Origin of the sequence: Pseudomonas fluorescens (assembly GCF_005938625.1) — a bacterium.
GTDB classification, from domain to species: Bacteria; Pseudomonadota; Gammaproteobacteria; order Pseudomonadales; family Pseudomonadaceae; genus Aquipseudomonas; species Aquipseudomonas fluorescens_BD.
The window spans coordinates 14,313-39,113 of record NZ_VCNJ01000037.1 but is presented as its reverse complement, the minus strand read 5'-3'; the positions used below and the strand labels follow the sequence as shown (position 1 = coordinate 39,113).

At 59.8% G+C, this 24,801-nt stretch carries 26 protein-coding genes; 18 read left to right on the top strand and 8 right to left on the bottom strand.

What is annotated here, in order from left to right; translation table 11 throughout:
* Positions 1-196 precede the first annotated feature (196 nt).
* Together FGA82_RS21840 and FGA82_RS21835 are read right to left on the bottom strand one after the other, a co-directional pair.
* Positions 197-2,581, bottom strand: coding sequence for an efflux RND transporter permease subunit (locus FGA82_RS21840; protein ID WP_141128705.1), 2,385 nt, complete (start codon positions 2,579-2,581; stop codon positions 197-199).
* On the bottom strand, positions 2,578-3,621 hold the full coding sequence (locus FGA82_RS21835) for a WD40/YVTN/BNR-like repeat-containing protein (RefSeq protein ID WP_141128704.1): 1,044 nt from the start codon (positions 3,619-3,621) through the stop codon (positions 2,578-2,580). The genes FGA82_RS21840 and FGA82_RS21835 overlap by 4 nt, the downstream gene beginning before the upstream one ends.
* A 449-nt stretch (positions 3,622-4,070) precedes the next feature.
* Between FGA82_RS21835 and FGA82_RS21830 the strand changes: the two genes are divergently transcribed.
* From FGA82_RS21830 to FGA82_RS21795, 7 genes are all read left to right on the top strand, one after another.
* On the top strand, positions 4,071-4,661 hold the full coding sequence (locus FGA82_RS21830) for an amino acid synthesis family protein (protein ID WP_007917992.1): 591 nt from the start codon (positions 4,071-4,073) through the stop codon (positions 4,659-4,661).
* Positions 4,662-4,692: 31 nt separating this feature from the next.
* Positions 4,693-5,526, top strand: a complete 834-nt coding sequence (locus tag FGA82_RS21825; protein ID WP_077573254.1) for an alpha/beta fold hydrolase — start codon at positions 4,693-4,695, stop codon at positions 5,524-5,526.
* A complete protein-coding gene (locus tag FGA82_RS21820; RefSeq protein ID WP_141128703.1) occupies positions 5,523-7,004 on the top strand; it encodes an aldehyde dehydrogenase in 1,482 nt (493 codons plus the stop codon). The genes FGA82_RS21825 and FGA82_RS21820 overlap by 4 nt, the downstream gene beginning before the upstream one ends.
* Positions 7,005-7,016: 12 nt before the next feature.
* Positions 7,017-7,502 (top strand): flavin reductase family protein, encoded by a 486-nt coding sequence (locus FGA82_RS21815; protein ID WP_007917997.1) that lies wholly within the window; start codon positions 7,017-7,019, stop codon positions 7,500-7,502.
* A gap of 131 nt (positions 7,503-7,633) precedes the next feature.
* The gene (locus FGA82_RS21805) at positions 7,634-8,023 is read left to right on the top strand and encodes a carboxymuconolactone decarboxylase family protein (protein ID WP_007968634.1); all 390 of its coding nucleotides are present in this window, start codon (positions 7,634-7,636) and stop codon (positions 8,021-8,023) included.
* Positions 8,024-8,081: 58 nt separating this feature from the next.
* The gene (locus FGA82_RS21800; protein WP_007918001.1) at positions 8,082-8,834 is read left to right on the top strand and encodes a GntR family transcriptional regulator; all 753 of its coding nucleotides are present in this window, start codon (positions 8,082-8,084) and stop codon (positions 8,832-8,834) included.
* A gap of 1 nt (position 8,835) precedes the next feature.
* On the top strand, positions 8,836-9,399 hold the full coding sequence (locus FGA82_RS21795; RefSeq protein WP_095111462.1) for an NUDIX hydrolase: 564 nt from the start codon (positions 8,836-8,838) through the stop codon (positions 9,397-9,399).
* A gap of 145 nt (positions 9,400-9,544) precedes the next feature.
* Here FGA82_RS21795 and FGA82_RS21790 read toward each other — a convergent pair whose 3' ends face one another.
* Positions 9,545-9,841: a DUF1330 domain-containing protein gene (locus FGA82_RS21790; RefSeq protein ID WP_141128702.1), complete on the bottom strand. Its 297-nt coding sequence runs from the start codon at positions 9,839-9,841 to the stop codon at positions 9,545-9,547.
* A 68-nt stretch (positions 9,842-9,909) separates the two neighbouring features.
* Here FGA82_RS21790 and ribBA point away from each other — a divergent pair, with 68 nt between their 5' ends.
* From ribBA to FGA82_RS21765, 5 genes are all read left to right on the top strand, one after another.
* A complete protein-coding gene (ribBA, locus tag FGA82_RS21785; RefSeq protein ID WP_141128701.1) occupies positions 9,910-11,019 on the top strand; it encodes a bifunctional 3,4-dihydroxy-2-butanone-4-phosphate synthase/GTP cyclohydrolase II in 1,110 nt (369 codons plus the stop codon).
* A gap of 431 nt (positions 11,020-11,450) precedes the next feature.
* Positions 11,451-12,476 (top strand): ABC transporter substrate-binding protein, encoded by a 1,026-nt coding sequence (locus FGA82_RS21780; protein WP_008088087.1) that lies wholly within the window; start codon positions 11,451-11,453, stop codon positions 12,474-12,476.
* A complete protein-coding gene (locus tag FGA82_RS21775; RefSeq protein ID WP_171057330.1) occupies positions 12,473-13,420 on the top strand; it encodes an ABC transporter permease in 948 nt (315 codons plus the stop codon). Before FGA82_RS21780 ends, FGA82_RS21775 begins: the two co-directional genes overlap by 4 nt.
* Before the next feature lie 6 nt (positions 13,421-13,426).
* Positions 13,427-14,236, top strand: a complete 810-nt coding sequence (locus FGA82_RS21770; RefSeq protein ID WP_007918021.1) for an ABC transporter permease — start codon at positions 13,427-13,429, stop codon at positions 14,234-14,236.
* A 17-nt stretch (positions 14,237-14,253) separates the two neighbouring features.
* Entirely contained in the window at positions 14,254-15,408 is a 1,155-nt protein-coding gene (locus FGA82_RS21765) for an ABC transporter ATP-binding protein (RefSeq protein WP_141128700.1), read from the top strand.
* A gap of 186 nt (positions 15,409-15,594) precedes the next feature.
* Here FGA82_RS21765 and FGA82_RS21760 read toward each other — a convergent pair whose 3' ends face one another.
* Positions 15,595-16,320, bottom strand: a complete 726-nt coding sequence (locus FGA82_RS21760; RefSeq protein ID WP_141128699.1) for a transporter substrate-binding domain-containing protein — start codon at positions 16,318-16,320, stop codon at positions 15,595-15,597.
* Positions 16,321-16,401: 81 nt separating this feature from the next.
* Complete coding sequence (locus FGA82_RS21755; RefSeq protein ID WP_141128698.1) at positions 16,402-16,977, bottom strand: TetR/AcrR family transcriptional regulator; 576 nt, start codon at positions 16,975-16,977, stop codon at positions 16,402-16,404.
* 148 nt (positions 16,978-17,125) lie between these two features.
* Here FGA82_RS21755 and FGA82_RS21750 point away from each other — a divergent pair, with 148 nt between their 5' ends.
* Together FGA82_RS21750 and FGA82_RS21745 are read left to right on the top strand one after the other, a co-directional pair.
* Complete coding sequence (locus FGA82_RS21750; protein WP_141128697.1) at positions 17,126-17,923, top strand: crotonase/enoyl-CoA hydratase family protein; 798 nt, start codon at positions 17,126-17,128, stop codon at positions 17,921-17,923.
* 31 nt (positions 17,924-17,954) lie between these two features.
* Positions 17,955-18,848, top strand: a complete 894-nt coding sequence (locus FGA82_RS21745; protein ID WP_141128696.1) for an alpha/beta hydrolase family protein — start codon at positions 17,955-17,957, stop codon at positions 18,846-18,848.
* A gap of 210 nt (positions 18,849-19,058) precedes the next feature.
* On the opposite strand, the gene map is transcribed toward FGA82_RS21745, so the two are convergent.
* The 3 genes from map to FGA82_RS21725 form a co-directional block, all read right to left on the bottom strand.
* On the bottom strand, positions 19,059-19,850 hold the full coding sequence (gene map, locus FGA82_RS21735; RefSeq protein ID WP_141128695.1) for a type I methionyl aminopeptidase: 792 nt from the start codon (positions 19,848-19,850) through the stop codon (positions 19,059-19,061).
* On the bottom strand, positions 19,847-20,074 hold the full coding sequence (locus FGA82_RS21730; RefSeq protein WP_007918027.1) for a ParD-like family protein: 228 nt from the start codon (positions 20,072-20,074) through the stop codon (positions 19,847-19,849). The genes map and FGA82_RS21730 overlap by 4 nt, the downstream gene beginning before the upstream one ends.
* A gap of 64 nt (positions 20,075-20,138) precedes the next feature.
* Positions 20,139-20,996: a LysR substrate-binding domain-containing protein gene (locus tag FGA82_RS21725; protein ID WP_141128694.1), complete on the bottom strand. Its 858-nt coding sequence runs from the start codon at positions 20,994-20,996 to the stop codon at positions 20,139-20,141.
* Positions 20,997-21,105: 109 nt separating this feature from the next.
* Here FGA82_RS21725 and phnD point away from each other — a divergent pair, with 109 nt between their 5' ends.
* From phnD to psrA, 4 genes are all read left to right on the top strand, one after another.
* The gene (gene phnD / locus FGA82_RS21720) at positions 21,106-21,972 is read left to right on the top strand and encodes a phosphonate ABC transporter substrate-binding protein (protein ID WP_141128693.1); all 867 of its coding nucleotides are present in this window, start codon (positions 21,106-21,108) and stop codon (positions 21,970-21,972) included.
* Positions 21,969-22,760 (top strand): phosphonate ABC transporter ATP-binding protein, encoded by a 792-nt coding sequence (gene phnC / locus FGA82_RS21715; RefSeq protein ID WP_141128692.1) that lies wholly within the window; start codon positions 21,969-21,971, stop codon positions 22,758-22,760. The genes phnD and phnC overlap by 4 nt, the downstream gene beginning before the upstream one ends.
* A 2-nt stretch (positions 22,761-22,762) precedes the next feature.
* Positions 22,763-23,581, top strand: coding sequence for a phosphonate ABC transporter, permease protein PhnE (gene phnE / locus FGA82_RS21710; protein WP_141128691.1), 819 nt, complete (start codon positions 22,763-22,765; stop codon positions 23,579-23,581).
* Positions 23,582-23,691: 110 nt separating this feature from the next.
* Complete coding sequence (gene psrA / locus FGA82_RS21705; protein ID WP_141128690.1) at positions 23,692-24,783, top strand: iron-containing alcohol dehydrogenase PsrA; 1,092 nt, start codon at positions 23,692-23,694, stop codon at positions 24,781-24,783.
* The last annotated feature ends 18 nt before the right edge of the window (positions 24,784-24,801 follow it).

Below are 24,801 nucleotides of genomic sequence, written 5' to 3'. Positions count from 1 at the left end.
CAACTCGGCATCTCAAGTCGAACGATTTGCTGTGAATCCATAATCAACTCGGTATTTCAGGTCGATGGATCAAGCCGCACACCTCGGTCAGTCCCCTCTCCCTCGGGGAGAGGGCTAGGGGTGAGGGGCTCTTGATCTCAAACAACAAAAAAGCCGCAACCCTAAGGTTGCGGCTTTGTCGTTTCAGCCCTTCAGATCAGTGGGCAAACAGCGAATTGCCCTTCTGCCCCGCCAGTTTCTCCGGCTTGATCAGGAACTTCGCCAGTGCCGGCAGCAGCCACAGCGCACCGAACATGTTCCACAGCAGCATGAAGGTCAGCATCAGCCCCATATCGGCCTGGAACTTGATCGCCGAGAAGATCCACGTGCACACGCCGATCGCCAGGCACAGACCGGTGAACAGCACCGCTTTACCGGTGGATTTCAGCGTCTGGTAATAGGCTTCCTGCAACGGCAGGCCGGCACGCAGGAAACTTTCCAGACGGCTGTAGATGTAGATGCCGTAGTCGACACCAATCCCCACACCCAGCGCCACCACTGGCAGCGTCGCAACCTTCACGCCGATGCCCATGAACGCCATCAGCGCGTTGCCGAGTACCGAGGTCAGTACCAGCGGCAGGACGATGCACAGGGTCGCGGCCCACGAACGGAAGGTGATCATGCACATCACCGCCACGCAGATGTACACCAGAATCAGGATGGTCAGCTCAGCCTGTTTGATGACTTCGTTGGTGGCCGCTTCGATCCCGGCGTTACCGGCGGCGAGGATGAATTCCAGACCGTCCTTGTTATTCTCCTTGGCGAATTCCTGCACGGCAGCCACTGCACGATCCAGGGTTTCAGCCTTGTGATCGTTGAGGAACACCAGCACCGGCGCCAGCGAGCAGCTGTTGTTGTACAGACCGTCAGCGCGGGCAATCGAGTTGTTCAGCACGTCCGGGTTGCGCGACAGGGTTTCCCATTTCAGGTTGCCCTCGTTCATGCCCTTGATCATCTGTTTGGACACAGTCACCAGCGAGATCGCCGACTGCACGCCCTCGGTGTTCTGCATCTTCCACATCAACTGATCGATTGGCGCCATGGCTTCATAACGCGAACAGCCTTCGGCCTTGGTCTTGACCATCACCACCAATACGTCAGAGCTGGTGGAGTAATTGTTGATGATGAAGTTGTTGTCCTTGTTGTAGCGCGAGTCCGGACGCAGTTCCGGCGCGCCCTGGTCGAGGTCGCCGATTTTCAGGTTCTGGCTGTACCAGAGGCCGCCACCGAAGGCGATCAGCGCCAGCACCACTGAGATGCGTGCGACTTTCGGGTTGGCGAAGTTCGACAGCAAGCGCCAGAACGGGTGTTCGCGGTTCGCGTCTTTCTTGCTCTTGGCAATCGCGCGCTTGCTGATGCCGACATAGGAAATCGCCACCGGCAGCAGAATCAGGTTGGTGAACACGATCACCGCCACGCCGATCGACGCGCCAATGGCCAGTTCACGGATCACGCCGATGTCGATGATCAGCAGTGTGATGAAACCCACCGCATCCGCCAGAATCGCGATCATACCCGGCAGGAACAGTTGCCGGAAGGTACGTCGCGCTGCGGTCAGGGCGTTGTCGGCCTCGCTGGATTGCAGGGCGATACCGTTGATCTTCTGCACCCCGTGTGAAATACCGATGGCGAAAATCAGAAACGGCACCAGCATCGAATACGGATCAAGTCCGAAGCCGAAGAAGTGCATCAAGCCGAGCTGCCAGACCACCGCCACCAGCGTCGTACTCAACACCGCAATGGTGCTGCGTACGCAGTTGGTGAACCACAACAGCAGGATCAGGGTGATGACGAACGCGATGCCGAAGAACAACACCACCATCACCAGACCGTCGATCAGGTCGCCGACTTTCTTGGCAAAACCGACGATGTGGATTTTGACGTTGGGGTTCTGTGCTTCGAACTTGTTGCGGATCTTGTCTTCAAGCTCATGGGAGAACTTGCGGTAGTCCAGTGCGAGCAACTTACCTTGGTCTTCCGGGTCCGGGTAAGACTCCAGCAGCGGGATGTCGACGATGCTCGACTTGAAGTCGTTGGCCACCAGGCGCCCGACCTGGCCGGACTTGAGCACGTTGTTGCGCAGCAGATCGAGGCTGTCCTGCGAGCCGTTGTAACTCTGCGGGATCACCTCACCGCCAGCGAAACCCTCTTCGGTCACTTCGGTCCAGCGTACGCTCGGGCTCCACAGCGACTTCAGGCCGGAGCGGTCGACGCCGGAAATGTAGAACACCTCGTCGTTGATCTGGCGCAGGGTCTCCATGTATTCCTTGGAGAAGATGTCGCCGTCAGTCGCTTCCACCGAAATACGCACGGTGTTACCGAGGTTCGCCAGATCGTTGCGGTGCTCCATCATCTTCTCGATGAACGGATGCTTGAGCGGGATCATTTTTTCGAAACTGGTCGACGGCCGGATCAGCGTGGCCTGCCAGAACAGGAAAATGCTCACCACCAGACAGATCAGGATCACTGCCGGGCGGTTGTTGAAGATCAGGCGCTCAAGAAACGTCGCCTTGTCCTGCTGAGGAGTGATCAAGGAAGTCATAGCCCCGCCTTCTTGTTATTGATCTCGGCACCGTTCGGCTGTGTGGTGTGAAGACCACCCTGCCCGCTCAGAATCAGGTTGCCGTCGCCGGCAGCGGTGACCGATGACAGCGAGATGCGGTCCGGACGGTTGAACACACTGAAGGTCTCGCCGTTGTCGCTGCTGCTGATCACCGAACCGCCGTTGCCGACGATGACGATCGAACCGTCTTCGAGCAGCGTCGCACCGGACAGGCCGAACTCCAGTGCACCGCGCGCGGCTTTCAATTCGACCTGTTCCCAGGTGCTGCCAAAATCCGTTGAGCGATAAAGATTGCCCCGCAAGCCGTAGGCCAGCAGGGTCTGCGGCTGCGCCGTGCCGATCACACCGAACAGCGAACCTTCGTACGGGCCTTCGAGTTTTTCCCAGGTCTGGCCCTCGTCGGCGGAGCGGAACATGCTGCCCGACTCGCCAACGATAAACAGCCCGGCGTCCTTCACCGCCGCGATGGCGTTGAGGTGGAATTGATCTTCGTTGTCGAGGCGGTCACTGACGTCTTCCCAGTTCTTGCCGCCATCGGTGGTTTCCAGCAGCGCACCATACGCGCCTACGGCGAGGCCGCTGTTGACGTCCTTGAACCAGACGTCGAGCAGCGGCGATTCACGTTTGAGGTCTTCGAATTGCTTGGTCCAGGTCAGACCGCCGTCTGCGCTGGCGAGGATTTGCGCGTCGTGGCCGACCGCCCAGCCGTGCTTGTCGTCGACAAAGTACACCGCGGTCAGCAGTTGCCGGGTCGGCACTTTGGCTTGCGTCCAGGTTTTGCCCTGGTCATCGGAATAGAGAATGTGCCCGCGATCGCCAACCGCGACCAGGCGCGCACCAGCGTGGACGACATCGAGAATCAGGCTTTTCGCGGCTTTGGCGGATTCAGTGGCATAGACCACATCGGCCGGCGCCTCGACGGCGATCACCGGTGCCGATAACGTGGCAAAGCCCAGCAGAGAGAGTGCTGTGGCCAGCAACGCGGTGTTGCGTAACGCCGGCGGGCGGCAACGACTCATAGACCTTCCCCTATTTATTATTGTTAGGCCATCAGGCCTTAAAGGGCGCCGCAAGTGTGCTCCGCTGATGGCTGCTCAGGAGCATAGTCCTGAAACCCGCAATCCAGAGCCACTTCGGAAGCTGGCTCATCCTATCGGGCTTTCGAAACGTCTGACAATCGGCGCCACGTTATCTTTTGTTAACCGAAAGCGGCCCTCTGTAACAGATGAATTCCCCTGTGGGAGCGAGCTTGCTCGCGAAAGCGCTGGGTCAGGCAATGAACATGTCGACTGGAAGGGCCTCTTCGCGAGCAAGCTCGCTCCCACAGAGATTGGTGGGGCTTTGGGATTTGAATACATGACCATTCGCCGGGGTGATGCGGCAAAAGTCATCAAGGGGACTTGCACGATCGGTATTATGGTATACCATCAGACGCACAGACACTCTCAATCCCCCTACGGAGCAGCTCATGAGTTTCGAAATTCGCAAGATCGTCAGCTATGTCGAAGAAACCTTCATTGAAGGCGGCAAGGCCACTGACAAGCCAGTGACCATGGTCGGCCTCGCCGTGGTGATGAAAAACCCTTGGGTGGGCAACGGTTTCGTTGAAGACCTCAAACCGCAGATCCGCGCCAACTGCTCTGACCTCGGTGCGCTGATGGTTGAGCGTCTGGTCGGCATCATCGGCGGCGCCGAGAAGATCGAGGCCTACGGCAAAGCCGCCGTGGTCGGTGCTGATGGCGAGATCGAACACGCCTCCGCCGTGATCCACACCCTGCGCTTCGGCAACCACTACCGCGAAGCCGTCAACGCCAAGAGTTACCTGAGCTTCACCAACAAGCGTGGCGGCCCGGGCACTTCGATTCAGATCCCGATGATGCACAAGGACGACGAAGGTCAGCGTTCGCACTACATCACCCTGGAAATGCAGATCGAAGACGCGCCGCGTGCCGATGAAATCGTCGTCGTGCTGGGCTGCGCCGACGGTGGTCGCCTGCACCCGCGCATCGGTAACCGCTACATCGATCTGGAAGAACTGGCCGCCGAAAAAGCCCAGTAATCACAATAAAAAGGCATTGCAGGAGCGCTCCATGATTCGGCTCACCGCTGAACTCACCCCGGCTGGCACCAGTTACCTGGCGACCGGCCAAGGCCAGCCCGTGGTTTTGATCCACGGCGTGGGCCTGAACAAAGAAATGTGGGGCGGGCAGATTGTCGGCCTGTCCAGCCAATACCGGGTGATCGCCTACGACATGCTTGGCCATGGCGCCAGCCCGCGACCGGCCAGCGGCACCAACCTGCTCGGGTACGCCGATCAATTGCTGGAGCTGCTCGATCACCTGAATCTGCCACAGGCAGCGGTGATCGGCTTCTCCATGGGCGGTCTGGTCGCGCGGGCCTTTGCCCTGCATTACCCGGAGCGCCTGCAAAGCCTGGTGGTGTTGAACAGTGTGTTCAACCGCAGCGAAGAACAGCGTGCCGGCGTCATCGCTCGCACCGCGCAAGCGGCCGAACATGGCCCGGACGCCAACGCTGAAGCCGCGTTGTCACGCTGGTTCAGCCGCGAGTATCAAGCGGCCAATCCGGCGCAGATCGCCGCATTGCGCCAGACCCTTGCCAATAATGATCCGCAGGGTTACCTGACCACCTACGAATTGTTCGCCACCCAAGACATGTACCGCGCCGACGACCTCGGCAGCATTCAGGCGCCGACGCTGATCGCCACTGGCGAACTCGACCCCGGTTCAACCCCGGAAATGGCCGAGCAACTGGCCCGGCGCATCCCTGGTGCGAAGGTTGCCGTGCTGCCTGAGCAACGGCATATGATGCCCGTAGAGTCGCCGCGTCTGGTCAATCAGACGCTGCTGGAATTTCTCCAATTCGCACACTCCCGACAAAACCATATAAAGGGGATCGTTGCATGACACTCGCACGCTTCCAGATGTGCATCGGCGGAGAATGGGTCGACGCCCTCTCCGGCAAGACCTTCGAAAGCCTCAACCCGGCCACGGCGCAAGCCTGGGCGGAGCTGCCCGACGCTGATGAGGCGGACGTCGAGCGCGCCGTGCAATCGGCACAGACTGCTTTCGACAGCCCGGCGTGGCGCGGCCTGACCGCCACCGCACGCGGCAAGTTACTGCGCCGTCTCGGTGATTTGATCGCAGAAAATAAAGAGCAACTGGCGCAGCTGGAAAGCCGCGACAACGGCAAGCTGATCCGCGAAACCCGTGGCCAGGTCAGTTATCTGCCGGAGTTCTTTCACTACACCGCCGGCCTTGCCGACAAGCTCGAAGGCGGCACGCTGCCACTGGATAAGCCGGATCTGTTCGCCTACACCGTGCACGAAGCGATGGGCGTGGTCGCGGCGATCATTCCGTGGAACAGCCCGCTCTATCTGACCGCAATCAAACTCGCCCCGGCCCTCGCCGCCGGCAACACGATTGTGATCAAACCGTCCGAGCACGCCTCGGCAACGATTCTTGAGCTGGCGCGTCTGGCCCTCGAAGCCGGGATTCCGCCGGGCGTGGTCAACGTCGTCACCGGTTACGGCCCGAGCACTGGTGCCGCCCTCACCCGCCATCCGTTGATCCGCAAAATCGCCTTCACTGGCGGCGCGGCGACGGCACGCCATGTGGTGCGCAGCAGCGCCGAGAACTTCGCCAAGCTGTCGCTGGAACTGGGCGGCAAGTCGCCGAACATCATCTTCGCCGACGCCGATCTGGACAGCGCGATCAACGGCGCGATTGCCGGGATCTACGCGGCGTCCGGTCAGAGTTGCGTGTCCGGTTCACGGCTGTTGGTGCAGGACGAAATCTACGACGAATTCGTCAATCGACTGGTCGAGCGCGCCCAGCGCATCCGCATCGGCAACCCGCAAGAAGACAACAGCGAGATGGGCCCGATGGCCACCGCGCAGCAACTGGCGGTGGTCGAAGGTCTGGTCGCCGATGCCATCGCTGAAGGCGCGCGTTTGCGTACCGGCGGCAAGCGCCCAACCAATCTCGGTGAAGGCTGGTTCTACGAGCCAACGCTGTTCGAATGCGACCGCAATTCGATGAAGATCATGCAGGAAGAAGTCTTCGGCCCGGTGGCTTCAGTGATTCGTTTTAAAGATGAAGCGGAAGCGCTGGCCATCGCCAACGACTCGCAGTTCGGCCTCGCCGCCGGCATCTGGACCCGCGATCTCGGCCGTGCCCATCGCCTTGCTCGTGATGTGCGTTCGGGGATTATCTGGGTCAACACTTACCGCGCGGTATCGGCGATGGCACCGATCGGCGGCTTCAAGAACAGTGGCTATGGACGCGAAAGCGGCATCGATTCGGTGCTGGCCTACACCGAACTGAAAACGGTGTGGATCAACCTTTCTCAGGCGCCAATGCCTGATCCGTTTGTGATGCGCTAGGAGTCCTGCGAAATGATCGAACCCGGCATTTACAAAGACGTCATGAGCTCGTTCCCGTCCGGCGTCACGGTGGTCACCACCCTCGACCCGGATGGCGGCATCGTCGGCATCACCGCCAGCGCCTTCAGTGCGCTGTCGATTGACCCGGCGCTGGTGCTGTTCTGCCCCAACTACGCTTCCGACACTTACCCGGTGCTGCGCGACAGCAAGAAATTCGCAATTCATTTGCTGTCCGCCGACCAGACCGCCGAGGCCTATGCGTTTGCCGGAAAGGGCAAGGACAAGGCCAAGGACATCGAGTGGCACCTGAGCGAACTCGGTAATCCGATCCTCGCCAAAGCCACCGCGATCATCGAGTGTGAGTTGTGGCGTGAATATGACGGTGGTGATCACGCGATCATTGTTGGCGCGGTGAAGAACCTGATCCTGCCCGCGCAACCGGTGACGCCGATGATTTACCACAAAGGCAAGCTCGGCCCCCTGCCGACCCTGGCCTGACAGATTCACACACATCACTGTAGGAGCTGCCGAAGGCTGCGATCTTTTGACTTTGATTTTCAAGAGCAAGATCAAAGGATCGCAGCCTTCGGCAGCTCCTACACAAGGGATCGGTGTCGTGAGGAGGAATGATGAGTAACGAAAAGTACGAAAAAGGCCTGAAAATCCGCACTCAGGTACTCGGCGAAGCCTATGTGCAGCGCTCTATAGAGAACGCCGACGACTTCACCCGCCCGCTGCAGGAAATGGTCACCGAATACTGCTGGGGCCATGTCTGGGGTCGTGAAGGTTTGTCGCTCAAGGAGCGCAGCATGATCAACCTGGCGATGATCTCGGCGCTCAACCGTCCGCACGAACTCAAGCTGCATGTGCGCGGCGCCTTGCGTAACGGCCTGAGTCGTGAGCAAATACGCGAAATTCTGCTTCAGGTCGGCATTTATTGCGGCGTTCCGGCAGCCGTGGACAGTTTCCGGCTGGCCCGTGAAGCCTTTGCCGAAGCCGACGCCGAGGCCTCCAGTTAACCCCTCGGCTGTTTAGATGCCCGTCTGGCATGGACAGCCAACTTAAAGAGCGGACCCCATGAAACGCCAGCCACTCGACGACAGCTTCAAGGTCAATCGCAACCCCGTTACCCTGCGCGAAATCGTGCTGGATAAACTGCGTAGCGCGATCATGAATTTCCAGCTCATGCCCGGCGATCGTCTGGTCGAGCGCGATCTGTGCGATCGCCTTGGCGTCAGCCGCACCTCCGTGCGCGAGGCCTTGCGTCACCTGGAATCCGAAGGTCTGGTTGAGTTTGCCGATGCCAAAGGCCCGCGCGTGGCGATCATCACCCTCGCCGATGCCGTCGACATCTACGAACTGCGTTGCGTACTCGAAGGTTTGATCGTGCAGCTGTTCACCCTGCGCGCCAAAGCCAAGGACATCAAAGCCCTGGAAAAAGCCCTCGACGAGAACCGCAAGGCGCTCAAGGACGGCGAGTTGCAACAGGTGATCGACTCAGTGCAAGGCTTCTACGATGTGCTGCTCGAAGGCTCGGGCAACCATGTCGCGGCGACTCAGCTGCGTCAGTTGCAGGCGCGCATCAGCTACCTGCGCGCGACCTCGGTTTCCCAGGAGAACCGTCGCGGCGCGAGTAATCAGGAAATGGAAAAAATGGTCGAAGCGATCAAGAGCGGCGATCCGCTGGTGGCGCATCAGGCCTGTGTCGATCACGTTCGCGCTGCCGCTGCGGTAGCGCTCGACTATCTCAAGCGCAAGCAGGAAGAGACCGGAGCAACCCCGGCCATGACCCTGCCCATCGCGCTGAAAGAACCGCGTATAGGTCACTGATATGTTCAGCCCGAGCTATTGCCCGAAATGCGGTGGCCCTGACCTCGGTCAGCAGATACCGGCGGGCGATACGCACGAGCGCCTGATGTGTCGCGGCTGCGGCTACATCCATTACGTCAATCCGAAGATCATCGCCGGCTGCATCATCGAGCAGGACGGCAAATACCTCTTGTGCCAACGGGCGATTCCCCCGCGCCCGGGCACCTGGACGCTGCCCGCCGGTTTCATGGAAAGCGGCGAAACCACCGAGCAAGCGGCCATCCGTGAAGTCTGGGAAGAAAGCGGCGTGCGTGCGGAAATCGTCTCGCCGTATTCGATTTTCAGCGTGCCGAAGATCAGCGAGGTGTACATCATCTTCCGCGCCATCGCGCTGGAGATCACCGGGCAGTACGGGCCGGAGACCATGGATTACAAGTTCTTCGCGCCGGAAGACATTCCGTGGGAACAGATCTATTACCCGGCGATCCGGCAGATTCTCGAGCGCTATATCGAGGAGCGCCAGGCTGGGGTTTATGGGATTTACATGGGTAATGACGATAGCGGCAAGATTCACTTTATCCGCTGATCACCACCTTTCCCCCTGTCTGATCGTTCCCACGCTCCGCGTGGGAATGCAGCCCGGGACGCTCCGCGTCCCTTTCAAAGCCGAACGCGGAGCGTCCGAAGAGGCATTCCCACGCGGAGCGTGGGAACGATCAATACCCTAGGCTTCAGAGTGGGGCGATGCCTTCCACGATGACGATCTCTGCCCTTGCCCATTCCTCGCGATAACTTTTCGCTTCCTGGTACGCCGCCGAGTGGTAGCACGCCACGGCTTTTTCGTAGCTTTCAAACTCGATCACCACGCTGCGCTGCGGGGTCTTGCGCCCTTCCATCGCCTCACTACGCCCGCCTCTGGCCAGAAACTTCGCGCCAAACTCAGCGAAGGCTGCCGGCGCGCGCTGGGTGTATTGGCTGTAGTGATCGGCATCGGCTATATCCACATGAGCAATCCAGTACGCCTTCATAGTGACCTCTTTGTTGATTTTGTATTATGGTATACCAATATATTTCCAACGAACCCTGAGAGTCCAGCATGGCCTTCAACAGCATCGAAGAAATCATCGAAGATTATCGTCTCGGCAAAATGGTCTTGCTGGTCGATGACGAAGACCGCGAAAACGAAGGCGACCTGCTGCTGGCCGCCGACCGCTGCACGCCCGAGGCGATCAGCTTCATGGCCCGTGAAGCGCGCGGGCTGATCTGCCTGACGCTGACTGACGAACATTGCCAGCGTTTGGGTTTGGAGCAAATGGTCCCGGCCAATGGCAGCGTGTTCAGCACCGCGTTTACCGTATCGATTGAAGCGGCGGTCGGCGTGACCACTGGCATTTCGGCGGCAGATCGCGCCTGCACCGTTGCTGCCGCCGTCGCGCCGAATGCTCGCGCTGAAGACCTGGTGCAGCCCGGCCACATCTTCCCGCTGCGCGCCAAGGAAGGTGGCGTGCTGACGCGCGCCGGGCATACCGAAGCGGGTTGTGATTTGGCCCGTCTCGCCGGTTTCACCCCGGCCTCGGTGATCGTCGAGGTGATGAACGACGACGGCACCATGGCTCGTCGCCCGGACCTGGAAGTGTTTGCGCGCAAGCACGGGATCAAGATCGGCACCATCGCCGATCTGATCCACTATCGCCTGAGCACCGAACACACCATCGAACGGATTGGCGAACGTGAGCTGCCGACGGTGCATGGCACGTTCCGCTTGATCACCTTTGAGGATCGCATCGAAGGCGGCGTGCACATGGCGATGGTCATGGGTGAGTTGCGCCGTGAAGAGCCGACGCTGGTGCGTGTGCATGTGATTGATCCGTTGCGCGATCTGGTCGGCGCCGAGTACAGCGGGCCGACCAACTGGACGCTGTGGGCGGCGCTGCAACGGGTCGCGACTGAGGGGCATGGGGTTGTGGTGGTGTTGGCCAATCATGAGTCTTCGCAGGCGTTGCTGGAGCGGGTACCGCAATTGACCCAGCCGCCGCGGCAGTTCAGTCGCTCGCAGTCGCGGATTTATTCGGAAGTGGGGACTGGGGCGCAGATTCTGCAGAACCTTGGGGTGGGCAAATTGCGCCATCTCGGCCCGCCAGTGAAGTATGCGGGGTTGACTGGGTATGACCTGGAGGTAGTAGAGAGTATTCCGTTTACCGAATGAAGCTGCCCTCACCCCAGCCCTCTCCCGGAGGGAGAGGGAGCCTACCGAGGTGATTGCACGCTATACGCCGACCTGAAATACCGAGCCGAACTCAGGTTTTGAACAGTACAAAGATCGGCTCCCTTTCCAATACCAAGTCGAACTCGGTTTTGAACAGCATGAAGATCTGCTCCCTTTCCCCCTCACCCATTGGGAGAGGGCTGGGCGGGCGGCGTTCCGATGAGGGGCTGGATCTAAAATTCCTACACATCTCTCAAGTGAAAAACCATCAGCTGCCAGATAACCGGTAAGGCAAAGTGCTTGCACAAAGTTTGGAATACCATAATATGATATTCCATAGACCGGACACTCCAACGAACGTCCATCTACTGCTCCCGATAGGCGGGCAACAACGCAAGCCCGCTCAAAAACACAACAATGAGGGCGTGAACATGGTGTTGAACAAAGCTGCAACCGCGATCTTTTTTGCGGGACTGCTCAGCGTCACCGGCCAGGCTGCAATGGCTGCCGAAAGCGTGAACTTCGTCAGCTGGGGCGGAAGCACCCAGGATGCGCAGAAACAGGCCTGGGCCGATCCGTTCAGCAAGGCCAGCGGCATCACCGTCGTGCAGGACGGCCCGACCGACTACGGCAAACTCAAAGCCATGGTCGAGAGCGGCAACGTGCAGTGGGACGTAGTCGATGTCGAAGCCGATTTCGCCCTGCGCGCCGCCGCTGAAGGCCTGCTCGAACCCCTCGATTTCAAAGTCATTCAACGCGACAAGATCGACCCGCGTTTCGTCAGCGATCATGGCGTCGGCTCGTTCTTCTTCTCCTTCGTCCTCGGCTACAACGAGGGCAAACTCGGCGCCAACAAGCCGCAGGACTGGAGCGCCCTGTTCGACACCAAGACCTACCCCGGCAAACGCGCCCTGTACAAATGGCCAAGCCCTGGCGTGCTCGAACTGGCGCTGCTGGCCGATGGCGTAGCCGCCGACAAGCTCTACCCGTTGGATCTGGATCGCGCCTTCAAAAAACTCGACACCATCAAGAAAGACATCGTCTGGTGGGGCGGCGGCGCGCAGTCGCAGCAACTGCTGGCGTCCGGCGAAGCGAGCATGGGCCAGTTCTGGAACGGGCGCATTCACGCCCTGCAAGAAGACGGCGCGCCGGTCGGCGTGAGCTGGAAACAGAACCTGGTCATGGCCGACATTCTGGTGATTCCAAAGGGCTCGAAAAACAAGGACGCGGCGATGAAGTTTCTGGCCAGTGCCAGCAGCGCCAAGGGCCAGGCCGACTTCTCCAACCTGACCGCCTACGCCCCGGTCAACCTCGACAGTGTGGAGCGTCTGGATTCGACGCTGGCCCCCAACCTGCCGACTGCCTACGCTAAGGATCAGATCACTCTTGATTTCGCGTACTGGGCCAAAAACGGCCAGGCCATCGCGACACGGTGGAACGAATGGCTGGTCAAATGAAAATGGCGGCCACCGCGTCCCGTCCCTCCACTGCCACCGGGAGCGCCGCCAGCGCTGCCGGTTCGGCCCACGGAACACAGGCGGTTGCGATGCAGCAAGCCCCGTCCCTCAGACAACGCTGGCGCGGCGCCGGCAACCTCGTACCGGCGCTGCTGTTCATCGGCCTGTTCTTTCTCGCGCCGTTGATTGGTCTGCTGTTGCGCGGCGTGCTCGAACCGACGCCTGGCCTTGGTAACTACGAACAACTGTTCGCCAACTCGGCCTATGCCCGGGTGCTGCTCAACACCTTTTCGGTGGCTGGGCTGGTAACACTGTTCAGCCTGCTGCTGGGCTTTCCGCTAGCGTGGGCAATCACTCTGGTGCCGCGCGGCTGGGGGCGCTGGATTCTCAACATCGTGCTGCTGTCGATGTGGACCAGCCTGCTCGCCCGCACCTATTCGTGGCTGGTGTTGCTGCAAGCTTCGGGCGTGATCAACAAGGCCTTGATGGCGATGGGCATCATCGATCAGCCGCTGGAGATGGTGCACAACCTCACCGGCGTAGTGATCGGCATGAGTTACATCATGATCCCGTTCATCGTCCTGCCGTTGCAGGCAACCATGCAGGCCATTGACCCGATGATTCTGCAGGCCGGTTCGATCTGCGGCGCCAGTCCGTGGACCAACTTCTTCCGGGTGTTCCTGCCGCTGTGTCGTCCGGGTCTTGCCTCCGGTGGTTTGATGGTGTTCGTCATGTCGCTCGGTTACTACGTGACCCCGGCGCTGCTCGGCGGGGCGCAGAACATGATGCTGCCGGAGTTCATCATTCAGCAGGTGCAATCGTTCCTCAACTGGGGCCTGGCCAGTGCCGGCGCCGCGTTGCTGATCGCGATCACTTTGGTGCTGTTCTACTTCTACCTGAAGCTTCAGCCGGAATCCCCGGTTGGCGCCAGTAACGCGAGGTAAGCCGACATGCTCCTGACCCCCAATGCGATGAGCCGGCGCATGCGCTTCGGCCTCTACGCCACTACCGGGCTGATCGGTTTGTTTCTGCTGTTGCCGATCGTGTTCATCGTGCTTTTGTCGTTCGGCTCTTCGCAGTGGTTGGTGTTTCCACCACCGGGCTGGACGCTGAAATGGTACGGCCAGTTCTTCTCCAATCCCGACTGGATGAACGCTGCAGCGGCCAGCCTCAAAGTTGCAGTACTGACGACGATTTGCGCCGTAGCCCTCGGTTTGCCGACCGCGTTTGCGCTGGTGCGCGGGCGTTTTCCTGGCCGGGAAATGCTCTACGGCCTGTTCACCCTGCCGATGATCGTGCCGCTGGTGATCATCGCCGTGGCGGTGTACGCGCTGTTCCTCAAGCTCGGTTACACCGGGACGATGTTCGCCTTTGTCGTCAGCCATGTGATTGTCGCGCTACCGTTCACCATCATCTCGATCATCAACTCGCTGAAGCTGTTCGATCAGTCGATTGAAGACGCGGCGGTGATCTGCGGCGCCTCACGGTTGCAAGCGGTGTTCAAGGTGACCTTCCCGGCGATTCGCCCGGGCATGGTTGCCGGCGCCCTTTTCGCCTTCCTCGTTTCGTGGGACGAAGTGGTGCTCAGCGTGATGATGGCCAGCCCTACCCTGCAAACCCTTCCCGTGAAAATGTGGACCACTTTGCGCCAGGACCTGACGCCAGTGATCGCCGTCGCTTCGACGCTGCTGATCGGCTTGTCTGTTTTGGTCATGGTCATCGCCGCCGCGCTGCGCCGGCGCAACGAAATCAGCGCCTGAGCGCCCAGGAGTACGACATGAGTGCCGTGATCAAAGACGCTTCCCAGCAGAATGACAAACCCCTGGTCAGCCTGCGCAATCTGAACAAGCACTACGGCGACTTTGCCGCCGTCGACAACATCTCGCTGGACATCAAGGACGGTGAATTCCTGACCTTCCTCGGTTCCAGCGGCTCGGGCAAAAGCACCACGCTGTCGATGCTCGCCGGATTTGAAACGCCGAGCAGCGGCGAAATCCTCGTCAACGGTGAATCGCTGGTGAATGTACCGCCGCACAAGCGTGACATCGGCATGGTGTTCCAGCGTTATTCGCTGTTTCCGCATCTGTCGGTGCGCGACAACATCGCCTTCCCGCTGGCGATTCGCAAACTAGCGGCCGCCGAACGTGAAAAGCGCGTCGATGCGATGCTGAAACTGGTGCAACTGGAACAGTTCGCCCATCGCCGCCCTTCGCAGTTGTCGGGTGGCCAGCAACAACGTGTCGCCATCGCCCGCGCCTTGGTCTACGAACCACGCATTTTGCTGATGGACGAACCGCTCGGTGCGCTGGATAAAAAACTGCGCGAGGATTTACAGGACGAACTGCGCCAACTGCATCGCCGTCTGGGCATCACCATCGTTTACGTGACCCACGACCAGGAAGAAGCCATGCGTTTGTCGCAGCGCATCGCGATTTTCAGTCACGGCAAGATTGTTGGATTGGGCAGCGGTTATGACCTTTATCAGAATCCGCCGAATGCGTTTGTCGCGTCGTTCCTGGGCAACTCGAACTTCCTCAAACTCAAGGCGCAGGGCAATGCGGCGGCTTCGTTTGAAGGACAGTCATTGTCGATTCGCCTGACCGCTGGGTTGCACACCGATCAGGATGTTTTGCTGATGGTGCGGCCGGAAAAAGCGCAGGCGTTGAGCGTGTCGCAGGCGATCAGCGAACCGTTGCCTTCGGGGTGGAATGAGGTTTCAGCGAAGGTTGTAGAAGTGCTGTTTCTGGGTGAGAGCCAGACGTGCAGCGTAGTCACTTCGGGCGGGACTTCGATGACGGTCAAAGCGTTGTCCGCCGCCGGCATGCCGCTCAAGGCCGGGGATCCAGTGCAAGTGCGCTGGGCCACCGCTGACGCCTGCGTCTACACCGAATGGACCGAGAGCGACCTCAACAAAGCCGCCGGTTCTCACTGAAATCCCCTGTAGGAGCTGCCGCAGGCTGCGATCTTTTGATCTTGCCGTTAAAAACAAGATCAAAAGATCGCAGCCTCGTTTCACTCGACAGCTCCTACAGGAATGCATTGCAAATGTGGGAGCAGGCTCACTCCTACAATTGAACCGTGTTTACGCCTCAGGGCCGCGGTGGCACTTTTTTTGATCTCAAGGCGCGACCGTCACATCGCCCTGCCCACTCTCGGCCAGCGCTGCAGCGACAAACCCCTCAGCCTTCTTGCGCTCGACAAACGCTCGCACATACTCCGCGCCTGCCTCTCGCCCACGGGGCACCGCCATGGCCTGGCGAATCGCCGTGAACGCGCCGTCCAGCACGCGATAGCGCGCGTCGGCATTCGCCACTTTCTGCAATGGCTGACGGACACCGGCGGCGGCATCCAGATGTTGCTCGATAAACAGGTCAACGGCACCCGCCGAGGTTTCGGCACGCTCCAATTGTGCGTGCTGCAGCGTGCGACTGAGGAACAGGTCGTAGGCTGCGCCTTTGCCAACGGCCAGTCGCAATTCTGGCTGATCCAGATCCTCGACCTGGCGATACGCCGACTGCACCTCGACCAGATAAGTCCCCTCGATGATCACGTACGGCTCGCTGAACGCAATCTGCGCCTCACGCACCGGCTCGATGGCGAGGAATGCCAGGTTCCACACGCCCTCCTCCAGCGCGGCGAAAACCTTGCCCGCTGCATCAAAGGTGCGCATCTCCAATTCGACACCCAACTCGGTAGCCAATGCTTTGGCCAATGCCACCGAAACACCCTGCGGCGCACCGTCCGCCCCGCGCTGTGCCAGCACCGGGTTGCCAAAATTGATGGCGGCATGCAGCACGCCGTCGGGCGCGAGATCGGCCATCACGGCCGGGGTGATTGCACTCATGGTGTTGCTCCCTGATTGGATAAAAAGTCAGTGTGCCTCGTGGCTGACACTGTCGAGGACACAACAAACAGCGGGGAAGCCTTATGTCGGTGCCTGACAGGCACTCAAATGTTCCAGCGCACGACGCGTCACCGCATCAATGTAAGCCGCGTCACCATAGACCCGCGCCAGCAGAATCGCCCCCTCGTAATCCGCCACCCATTGTCGAGCGGTCAGCAAGGCTTGGACTTCATCGACCTGGCCTTCCAGCAAATGCGCAAACGCCTTGGCCCATGCATCGAAAAAGCTGCGAATCGGCTCCAGCAATTCACTTTTGCCGTACGCCGCATCGACCGCCACCACACCCATCAGGCAACCGATCGAGTCATCCTGAAACAGCCGCGCAGCCTTGCGGCCCATTTTGCTCAGGCGTTCTTGTGGCGTGAGTTTTTCGTCGAAGGCCACGGCAAACAAGGTCTGGTTGATGACCTGATGCGTCCAGTCGAGCACGTCACGCAGCAAGGCCTCCTTGTTCGGATAGTGGTGATAGAACGAAGCCTTGGTAAAGCCACAGGCGGACGCGAGTACGTCCATGGTGGTGCCATGATAGCCAAGGCGCTTGAAGGTATTGGCGCACCGCAGAAGCAGTTCTTCACGGGGGATTTTCAACGGTCGCACGGGTATTTCCTGATCCGGATAACTGGCGGTGATTCTATGACATAAGCCTGCCCTTCTCAATTTGACGGTTACCAACTGTTCGTTTAGTTTCTGTTTACCAAACAAATGGTCAGTAACTGGTGACCAATAGATTTCAAGGAGAGCAGAGATGAACGAAGCCAACAGTGGCCCCGGCAGAGTCACCCGCGAACAACACGGCCAGCTGTTTTTGATCGGTCTGGATCGCGCCGGCAAACGCAATGCATTCGACAGTGCAATGCTGACGGACCTGGCATTGGCCATCGGCGAATACGAGCGCAATGACGAACTGCGCTGCGCCGTGCTGTTCGCGCATGGTGAGCACTTCACTGCGGGTCTGGACTTGATGGAACTGACGCCAAAACTGGTATCAGGCGCCTTCAAGTATCCTGAAGAAGGCATCGACCCATGGGGCGTTTCCAAACCGCGCAGGCGTAAACCGGTGGTGGTTGCCATTGAAGGCATTTGCTGGACGGCGGGCATCGAATTGATGCTCAACGCCGACATCAGCATTGCCGCCACCAATGCCCGTTTCGCTCATCTGGAAGTGTTGCGCGGGATCTCACCCGCCGGCGGTTCCACCGTGCGCTTCACCCGCGCAGCGGGCTGGACCGCCGCCATGCGCTACATGCTCACGGGGGAAGAGTTCGATGCCACTGCCGCCCTGCACATGCGCCTGCTGACCGAAGTAGTCGAGCCCGGTCAGACACTGCCTCGCGCCATCGAGTACGCCGAGCGCATCGCCAAAGCTGCACCGCTGGCGATTCAGGCGACATTGCAATCGGCGTTTCTGGCGCAGGATCAGGGAGACGATGCGGCATTGTCGAAGCTTGATGAACAACTGCTGGCCCTGATCAAAACCGAGGATGTCCGCGAGGGCGTCATGGCGATGATGCAGAAGCGCGAACCGCAGTTCAAAGGTCGCTGAAGGCTTTGCTCAACTCACTCGGAACAATTTCATGAACACCATGGCCGCAGCCTTTGCCGAATCGATCCAGAGACAGGACATCGCCCTCATTGCCCGCGATGGTTATCCGTTGTCAGCCAAGCGCTACAGCGCGGCGGGCGCGGTCAAAGGCAACCTGATCATGGCCGGCGCCACCGGGGTGCAACAGCGCTTTTATCGGCGTTTTGCCGAGCATGCAGCGCGCCAGGGCTTCAATGTCCTGACCCTCGATTACCGGGGCATCGGTGAATCGAAGCCGGCTTCCCTCAAAGGCTTTGAGATGTCTTATCTGGATTGGGCTTATCAGGATCTGGCGGCGGCAGTGGATCTGCTAAGCCAGGAAGCGTTGCCGTTGTATTGGGTCGGCCATTCGTTTGGTGGTCACGCGATTGGTCTGTTGCCCAATCACCACGCCCTGACGGCTTGCTACACCTTGGGCAGTGGTGCGGGATGGAGCGGCTGGATGTCCAGAGCCGAGGCCTGGAAAATCCGTCTGATGTGGACGTTTGTGCTGCCGGTGATTGTCGCCCGCAAAGGCTACATGGCCTGGAGCATGCTGGGCATGGGCGATGATTTGCCGCTGGGCGTTTACAACGACTGGAAACGCTGGTGCAAATTCCCCCACTACTACTTCGACGACCCCGAGATGAGCCATCTGCATGCGCTCTACGCCGAGGTCACAACGCCATGCGTTTTCGCCACGTCGGTCGATGATCCGTGGGCGCCGCCGCGTTCGCGCGATGCGTTTGTCAAAGCCATGGTGAATGCACCGTTGACATTGCTGGATCTGCAGCCGCCACTGGGCAGCAAACCGTACGGGCACATGGGTTACTTCCGCGAAAGCGCACAGCCGTTGTGGGATGAGGTGCTTGATTGGCTGCAAAGCGTCCCTGCACACACCACATAACCTGAGCTGCCGCAGGCTGCGATCTGTTGATCTTGCTGTTAAAAACAAGATCAACAGATCGCAGCCTCGTTTCACTCGACAGCTCCTACAGGAGTGCATTCCAACTGTGGGAGCGAGCCTGCTCGCGAATGCGGTGTGTCATTCAATGTTGATGTTGACTGACACGGCCTCTTCGCGAGCAAGCTCGCTCCCACAGAGGGTTTATGGTGTTTAGGTGATCGGGGAATAGCCTTCGATTTCATCCGGCCAGGCGGTGAGGATTTCGAAGCCGGTTTCGGTGACCGCAACCATATGCTCCCACTGCGCCGACAACGAGCCATCCTTGGTCAGCACCGTCCAGCCATCCGGCATGTTCTTCACGTGACGTTTGCCGGCATTGAGCATCGGCTCCACGGTAAAAATCATCCCGGCCTTGAGCTTCATTCCCTGATCGGGAAAGCCGTAATGCAGAATCTGCGGCTCATCGTGATAGACCTTGCCGATCCCGTGCCCGCAGTACTCGCGCACTACGCTGAAACCTTCTTTCTCCGCCAGGCTCTGAATCGCGTGGCCGATGTCGCCCAACGTCGCGCCCGGTTTCACCACGCGAATGCCCGCGCACATGGCGTCATAGGTGGTCTTGATCAGGTGCTGCGCTTCAGGCGTTGCCTCACCGACCACGTACATGCGGCTGGTATCACCGAACCAGCCGTCCTTGATCACCGCGATGTCGAGGTTGACGATGTCGCCATCCTTCAACGGCGTGCCCGACGGGATGCCGTGGCAGACCACGTCATTGACTGACGCGCAGACAGTTTTCGGAAAGCCGTGATAACCGACGTTGGCCGGCACTGCTTTCTGCACGTTGACGATGTAGTCGTTACACAGTTGATCGAGCTGATCAGTGGTGACGCCAGCCTTGACGTGCGGCACCAGCATGGCCAGCACTTCAGCGGCGAGTTTGCCGGCAGCGCGCGATTGGGCGATGTCGGCCTGGGTGTTGATCTTGATCTGGTTTCTCATGCGCTGACGGCTTCCTGAGTCAGTTGTTGCAGATCCAGCCCGCCGTTCTGTTCGGCGCGGATCAGCAAGCGGCAAATGGCGCTGTGGTCGAGGTTGGGGTGCAGTTCGGCGAGCATGCCGATGCGCATCCAGTGCTCGGCCTGCGCGTTGATCGAGCGGCTGAGGGCGTTGCTGGAGATACGCAGGTTCTCGTGCATGTCCTCTGAAATCTTTACGATGCCCATATATGAATCCGATACGATGTGTATATGGAACGTATATTAGCCAAGCCTTAAGCGAAATTGCAAATCAACTCAGCGCCGCATCGAAAAACGATGAGATAAGCCGACTGGAACGCCGCTCGGCCAGGCAGTACAGATAAGTCTCGGTAAAGAGTTCTTCGCCATCGATTCTGATCGTGCGGATTTTTGGATCAGCAATGAACTCCGCTTCCGACACCACACCCAGCCCCAACCCGCGCACCACCGCTTCACGCAACGCCTCACGACTGCCGATTTCCATGGCGATGCGCGGTTTTACCTGCGCCGCATTCAGTGCCTGCTCCAGCACCAGCCGCGTGGTCGAACCGGGCTCACGTTGCAGCAGGCGCTGCCCTTCCAGTTCTTCCAGGCGCACGCTGCCGCGATTGGCCAGCGGATGCTCATGGTGGGCAAAGAGGATGATCGCGTGCCGCGCATAACGCACCGCACTCAACGCTGGATCATCCTGACGCCCGGCCAGCACGGCGATGTCGGTCACATAGTTTTCCAGGTCCGACAGTACTTGCGCCGAGTTACCGACGCGGATCGACACATCGATATTCGGATGCTGTTGCAAATAGCTGTCGACCATCTCGATCACATGAAACGGCCCCACCGCACCGACCTTGAGCTGACCACTGTCAAGCCGCCCTGAATCGCGCATCAGGTTATGCGCTTCCAGCTCCAGCAAAGCGATACGCTGAGCGATAGGCAGCAATTGCCGACCGACATCCGACAATTCAATCCGGCGCCCACGGCGATGGAACAGCTCAACATTGTGCTGACGTTCCAAGGCTTGAACTTGCGTGGTCAGCGTCGGCTGGCTCAAGCCTGACGCCCGCGCCCCGGCACTGAAACTGCCGTGACGGGCGACGGCGAGAAAGGCCCGCAATTTGGCGCTCGACATCCATAGACTCCATCAATAGTCAGCTGCGGTTTCGCATATTGAATTGATTGAATGACTGTCACGTGACAGACCTAGCCTGTGGCAACTCCCAACCACACCGTGGAATGCCATGAAAACAATCAAACAGTTTCTGCGTGTCGCCAGCCTTGCCGTACTTGCCCTGAGTGCCAGCCAGGTCTGGGCCAAGGACAAACTGACCATTGGCCTGATCCCTTCCGAAGATTCCCAGGCGATGATCGAATCGAGCAAACAAGTGCTCGACGATCTGCAAGCCAAAATCGGCATGCCTGTGGTGCCGTTCGTGGCCACCGACTACAACGGCATCATCGAAGCGCTGCGTTCGGGCAAACTCGACGTCGCCTACCTCGGCCCGTTCTCCTACGTGCTGGCGACCTCGGTGGCCGATGTCGAAGCGTTCTCCGTGGCGGTGACCAAGAAGACCGGCCAGAGCGCTTACAAGAGCGTGATCCTGGCGCGCAAGGACAGCGGCATTCACTCTCTGGCTGACCTCAAGGGCCATACATTCGCGTTCGTTGACCCAAGCTCGGCGTCCGGTCATTTGTTCCCGAAAGCAGGACTGGAGCAGGCCGGGTTTGTGCCGGACACTTTGTTCAAACGCGTGATTTTCTCCGGTTCCCACGACGCCAGCATCCTTGCGGTCGAGAACAAGAAAGTCGACGCCGCCGCCGTGGCTGACCGCATCTTTGCCAGCGCCGTGGCCAAAGGTGTGGTCAAGCAGGATGACTTCGACATCGTCTGGAGTTCCAAGCCGATTCCCGAATCGCCGATGGTCTGGCGAAAGGCGCTCGATCCGGAATTGAAGAAAAAAGTCGCCGACGCACTGGCTTCGATCAAGGACGTGCCGTGGGGTGATCAGGGCGTGCTCAATGGCTTCCAGCCCACCACCGACGCGTCGTATGACGTGGTGCGCGAAACCGCCAAGGTGCTCGATCTCGATTTGCGGAGCATGAAATGATCAGCATCCGCCAACTGACCAAACACTACGGCAGCAACCCGGTGTTGCGCGGCATCGACCTTGACGTCGCTGCGGGCGAATTCGTCGTGGTGCTCGGTCAGTCCGGCGCTGGCAAATCGACCTTGCTGCGTTGCATCAATCGCCTGGCAAAGGCCGACAGCGGCACGCTGAACGTGGCGGGCATTGATGCCCTCGCCTGCCCCGACACCAGCGTTTTGCGCCGTGAAGTGGCGATGATTTTTCAGCACCACAACGTCGTGCCGCGCCTGAGCGTACTGAAGAATGTGCTGACTGGTCGCCTCGGTTCCGTCGGCACCCTCGCCTCGATTCTGCAACTGTTTCGCCGTGACGATGTGGCGCTGGCAATGCAATGCCTGGAACGCGTCGAACTGGCACACAAGGCCGGCGAGCGCACCGATTCACTGTCTGGCGGGCAGAAGCAGCGCGTCGGTATTGCCCGTGCCTTGGCGCAACGGCCGAAAGTGATTCTGGCCGATGAACCGATCGCCAGCCTCGATCCGAAAACTACGCGACTGGTGTTGCAGTACCTGCGCGATGCCACCCGCGAACTGGGCATCACCGTGCTGTGCAATCTGCATCAAGTCGAATACGCCCGCGAGTTTGGCGACCGCGTGGTCGGCCTCGCTCACGGCAGTCTGGTGTTCGATGGCAAAGCGTCGAGCATGACCGACGCCGATCTGGCGCGAATCTATCCGGGGCAATCCGCAGAACACTCCGCTGACGTCCCGGCGCCCACCCTGAACTACCGCACCGCCTCGAGGGCCTGAGCATGCAATCGCCAAACTATCAGTGGGTCGGCGAACGGCCCCGTGGCACACGCAGTTGGCTGACCACCGCTGGTATCGTCCTGATCGTGCTGTGGACGCTGAACTGGAGCGCGCAAGGTGCGCAACTCAGCCTCGGTGAACTGGCAGCGGGATTGCCGCAGATTGGTGACTTTCTTTCGCGCACCTTTCCGCCGGATCTGAGCATCCTGCCGCGTCTGGTCGCGCCAGCGGTGGAAACCTTACAGATCGCCATTTGGGGCACCCTGCTCGGCGTGTTGCTGGCGATTCCGCTGTCCTTCCTCGCCGCGCGCAATCTGAGCCGCAATCGCTGGGTGTTTCACATCACCCGTCAGGCGCTGAATTTCACCCGCAGCATCAACGAATTGATTCTCGCGCTGATCTTCGTCTCGGCCGTTGGCCTCGGCCCGTTTCCCGGCGTGTTAGCGCTGGCGCTGCATGGTCTGGGCATGCTCGGGAAGTTCTTCGCCGAGAGCATCGAAGAGATCGATCAAGGGCCGATTGAAGCGCTGCAAGCCACCGGTGCGCGACCGCTGCAGGTGATCGTGTTTGGCGTTCTGCCGCAGGTGATCACGGCGTGGATTGCGGTGATTTTGTACCGCTTCGAAGTCAATCTGCGTTCGGCCACGGTGCTGGGAATGGTCGGCGCCGGCGGCCTGGGGTTCGAACTGGTGAGCAGCCTGAAGTTGTTCAAATACCCGGAAACCGCGACGTGCATCATCGTCATCACCTTCATGGTGATCGTCGCCGACACCCTATCCAGCCGCCTGCGTGCGGCGATCCAGAGCGGTTCGGCGCACTGACGTCGAGCGGCTATCGGCTGAGCCGATTCAAACCTGCGAATTATCGATTTGAGCCGTTGTCGACGGGCGCTGAGTATGGCGCCACACGACAACAACAATAAGGATTCATCATGACTGCCCGCTTCCAGAACCCCGTCGATACCCGTTTCGGCTGGGGCAGCCTGCAAGACCTCGCTGCCATTACCGACCAGCAGACCGTGGCCCTCGTCACCTTCCCTGAGGCCCGTGGGCTGGGGCTGGTCGATCGCCTGCAAGCGTTGCTCGGTGAGCGTCTGGTCTACGTGTTCGAAGACGTTCAGCCCAACCCGGACGTCTTCCATTTGCGCAGTACTTATGAGCAGTTCTGGCAGCAGGCCGGCGATTGCGACGTGGTGCTCGCGGTCGGTGGCGGCAGCGCCATCGATACCGCCAAAGCGCTGATCGTCGGCACCGAGTCCGGGCATTTCGATGAGTTGTTGACGCTGCTGGCGACCGGCAAGCCGTTCACTCCGGCGCGCTGCAAACAGCTGATCGCCGCACCGACCACCGCCGGCACCGGCAGCGAAGTCACGCCATGGGCGACAATTTGGGACAGCGCCAGCCAGAAGAAATACTCGCTGCACCTCGACTGCACCTGGCCGCGCGTGGCGATCATCGATCCGCAACTGATGCTCACTGTGCCGGCCAGCGTCACCGTCTCTACCGGGCTCGATGCGTTGTCCCATGCGCTGGAAGCGATCTGGAATGTCAACGCCAACCCGGTCTCGGACACCTTCGCGATCTCCGCGATCGAGGACATTCTCGAATGCCTGCCGCGTTTGCACAAAGATCTGTCGAGCCAAGAGTTGCGCACGCGCATGGCGCTCGCCGCGCTCAAGGCCGGGTTGGCGTTTTCCAACACCAAAACCGCGCTGGCGCACTCGATTTCCTATGAGATGACCTTGCGCCACGGCTTGCCCCACGGCATCGCCTGCTCCTTCACCTTGCCGCTGGTGTTGGGTTTGGCCTGGGGCCAGGACGCCACTCGCGACCGTACCTTGCAACGGGTGTTCGGCGCGGACCTGGGCAAAGCCCAGCAGCAGTTACGCGAGTTCCTGCACAGCCTCGGGGTGAAGACCGAGTTTGCCGATTACGGCGTCTCGGCCAAGGATGCCGAAGCCATCATCCACCTCGCGATGCAGGGCGCGCGCGGCAAGAATTTCATTGGCTCACAAGCCGCCTGACGCCTGATAAAACCCGAG

Bases quoted from the DNA above. Each gene is read 5' to 3' on its own strand.
- FGA82_RS21840 (WP_141128705.1), bottom strand. From the start codon at position 2,581: ATGACTTCCTTGATCACTCCTCAGCAGGACAAGGCGACGTTTCTTGAG.
- FGA82_RS21835 (WP_141128704.1), bottom strand. From the start codon at position 3,621: ATGAGTCGTTGCCGCCCGCCGGCGTTACGCAACACCGCGTTGCTGGCC.
- FGA82_RS21830 (WP_007917992.1), top strand. From the start codon at position 4,071: ATGAGTTTCGAAATTCGCAAGATCGTCAGCTATGTCGAAGAAACCTTC.
- FGA82_RS21825 (WP_077573254.1), top strand. From the start codon at position 4,693: ATGATTCGGCTCACCGCTGAACTCACCCCGGCTGGCACCAGTTACCTG.
- FGA82_RS21820 (WP_141128703.1), top strand. From the start codon at position 5,523: ATGACACTCGCACGCTTCCAGATGTGCATCGGCGGAGAATGGGTCGAC.
- FGA82_RS21815 (WP_007917997.1), top strand. From the start codon at position 7,017: ATGATCGAACCCGGCATTTACAAAGACGTCATGAGCTCGTTCCCGTCC.
- FGA82_RS21805 (WP_007968634.1), top strand. From the start codon at position 7,634: ATGAGTAACGAAAAGTACGAAAAAGGCCTGAAAATCCGCACTCAGGTA.
- FGA82_RS21800 (WP_007918001.1), top strand. From the start codon at position 8,082: ATGAAACGCCAGCCACTCGACGACAGCTTCAAGGTCAATCGCAACCCC.
- FGA82_RS21795 (WP_095111462.1), top strand. From the start codon at position 8,836: ATGTTCAGCCCGAGCTATTGCCCGAAATGCGGTGGCCCTGACCTCGGT.
- FGA82_RS21790 (WP_141128702.1), bottom strand. From the start codon at position 9,841: ATGAAGGCGTACTGGATTGCTCATGTGGATATAGCCGATGCCGATCAC.
- ribBA (WP_141128701.1), top strand. From the start codon at position 9,910: ATGGCCTTCAACAGCATCGAAGAAATCATCGAAGATTATCGTCTCGGC.
- FGA82_RS21780 (WP_008088087.1), top strand. From the start codon at position 11,451: ATGGTGTTGAACAAAGCTGCAACCGCGATCTTTTTTGCGGGACTGCTC.
- FGA82_RS21775 (WP_171057330.1), top strand. From the start codon at position 12,473: ATGAAAATGGCGGCCACCGCGTCCCGTCCCTCCACTGCCACCGGGAGC.
- FGA82_RS21770 (WP_007918021.1), top strand. From the start codon at position 13,427: ATGCTCCTGACCCCCAATGCGATGAGCCGGCGCATGCGCTTCGGCCTC.
- FGA82_RS21765 (WP_141128700.1), top strand. From the start codon at position 14,254: ATGAGTGCCGTGATCAAAGACGCTTCCCAGCAGAATGACAAACCCCTG.
- FGA82_RS21760 (WP_141128699.1), bottom strand. From the start codon at position 16,320: ATGAGTGCAATCACCCCGGCCGTGATGGCCGATCTCGCGCCCGACGGC.
- FGA82_RS21750 (WP_141128697.1), top strand. From the start codon at position 17,126: ATGAACGAAGCCAACAGTGGCCCCGGCAGAGTCACCCGCGAACAACAC.
- FGA82_RS21745 (WP_141128696.1), top strand. From the start codon at position 17,955: ATGAACACCATGGCCGCAGCCTTTGCCGAATCGATCCAGAGACAGGAC.
- map (WP_141128695.1), bottom strand. From the start codon at position 19,850: ATGAGAAACCAGATCAAGATCAACACCCAGGCCGACATCGCCCAATCG.
- FGA82_RS21730 (WP_007918027.1), bottom strand. From the start codon at position 20,074: ATGGGCATCGTAAAGATTTCAGAGGACATGCACGAGAACCTGCGTATC.
- FGA82_RS21725 (WP_141128694.1), bottom strand. From the start codon at position 20,996: ATGTCGAGCGCCAAATTGCGGGCCTTTCTCGCCGTCGCCCGTCACGGC.
- phnD (WP_141128693.1), top strand. From the start codon at position 21,106: ATGAAAACAATCAAACAGTTTCTGCGTGTCGCCAGCCTTGCCGTACTT.
- phnC (WP_141128692.1), top strand. From the start codon at position 21,969: ATGATCAGCATCCGCCAACTGACCAAACACTACGGCAGCAACCCGGTG.
- phnE (WP_141128691.1), top strand. From the start codon at position 22,763: ATGCAATCGCCAAACTATCAGTGGGTCGGCGAACGGCCCCGTGGCACA.
- psrA (WP_141128690.1), top strand. From the start codon at position 23,692: ATGACTGCCCGCTTCCAGAACCCCGTCGATACCCGTTTCGGCTGGGGC.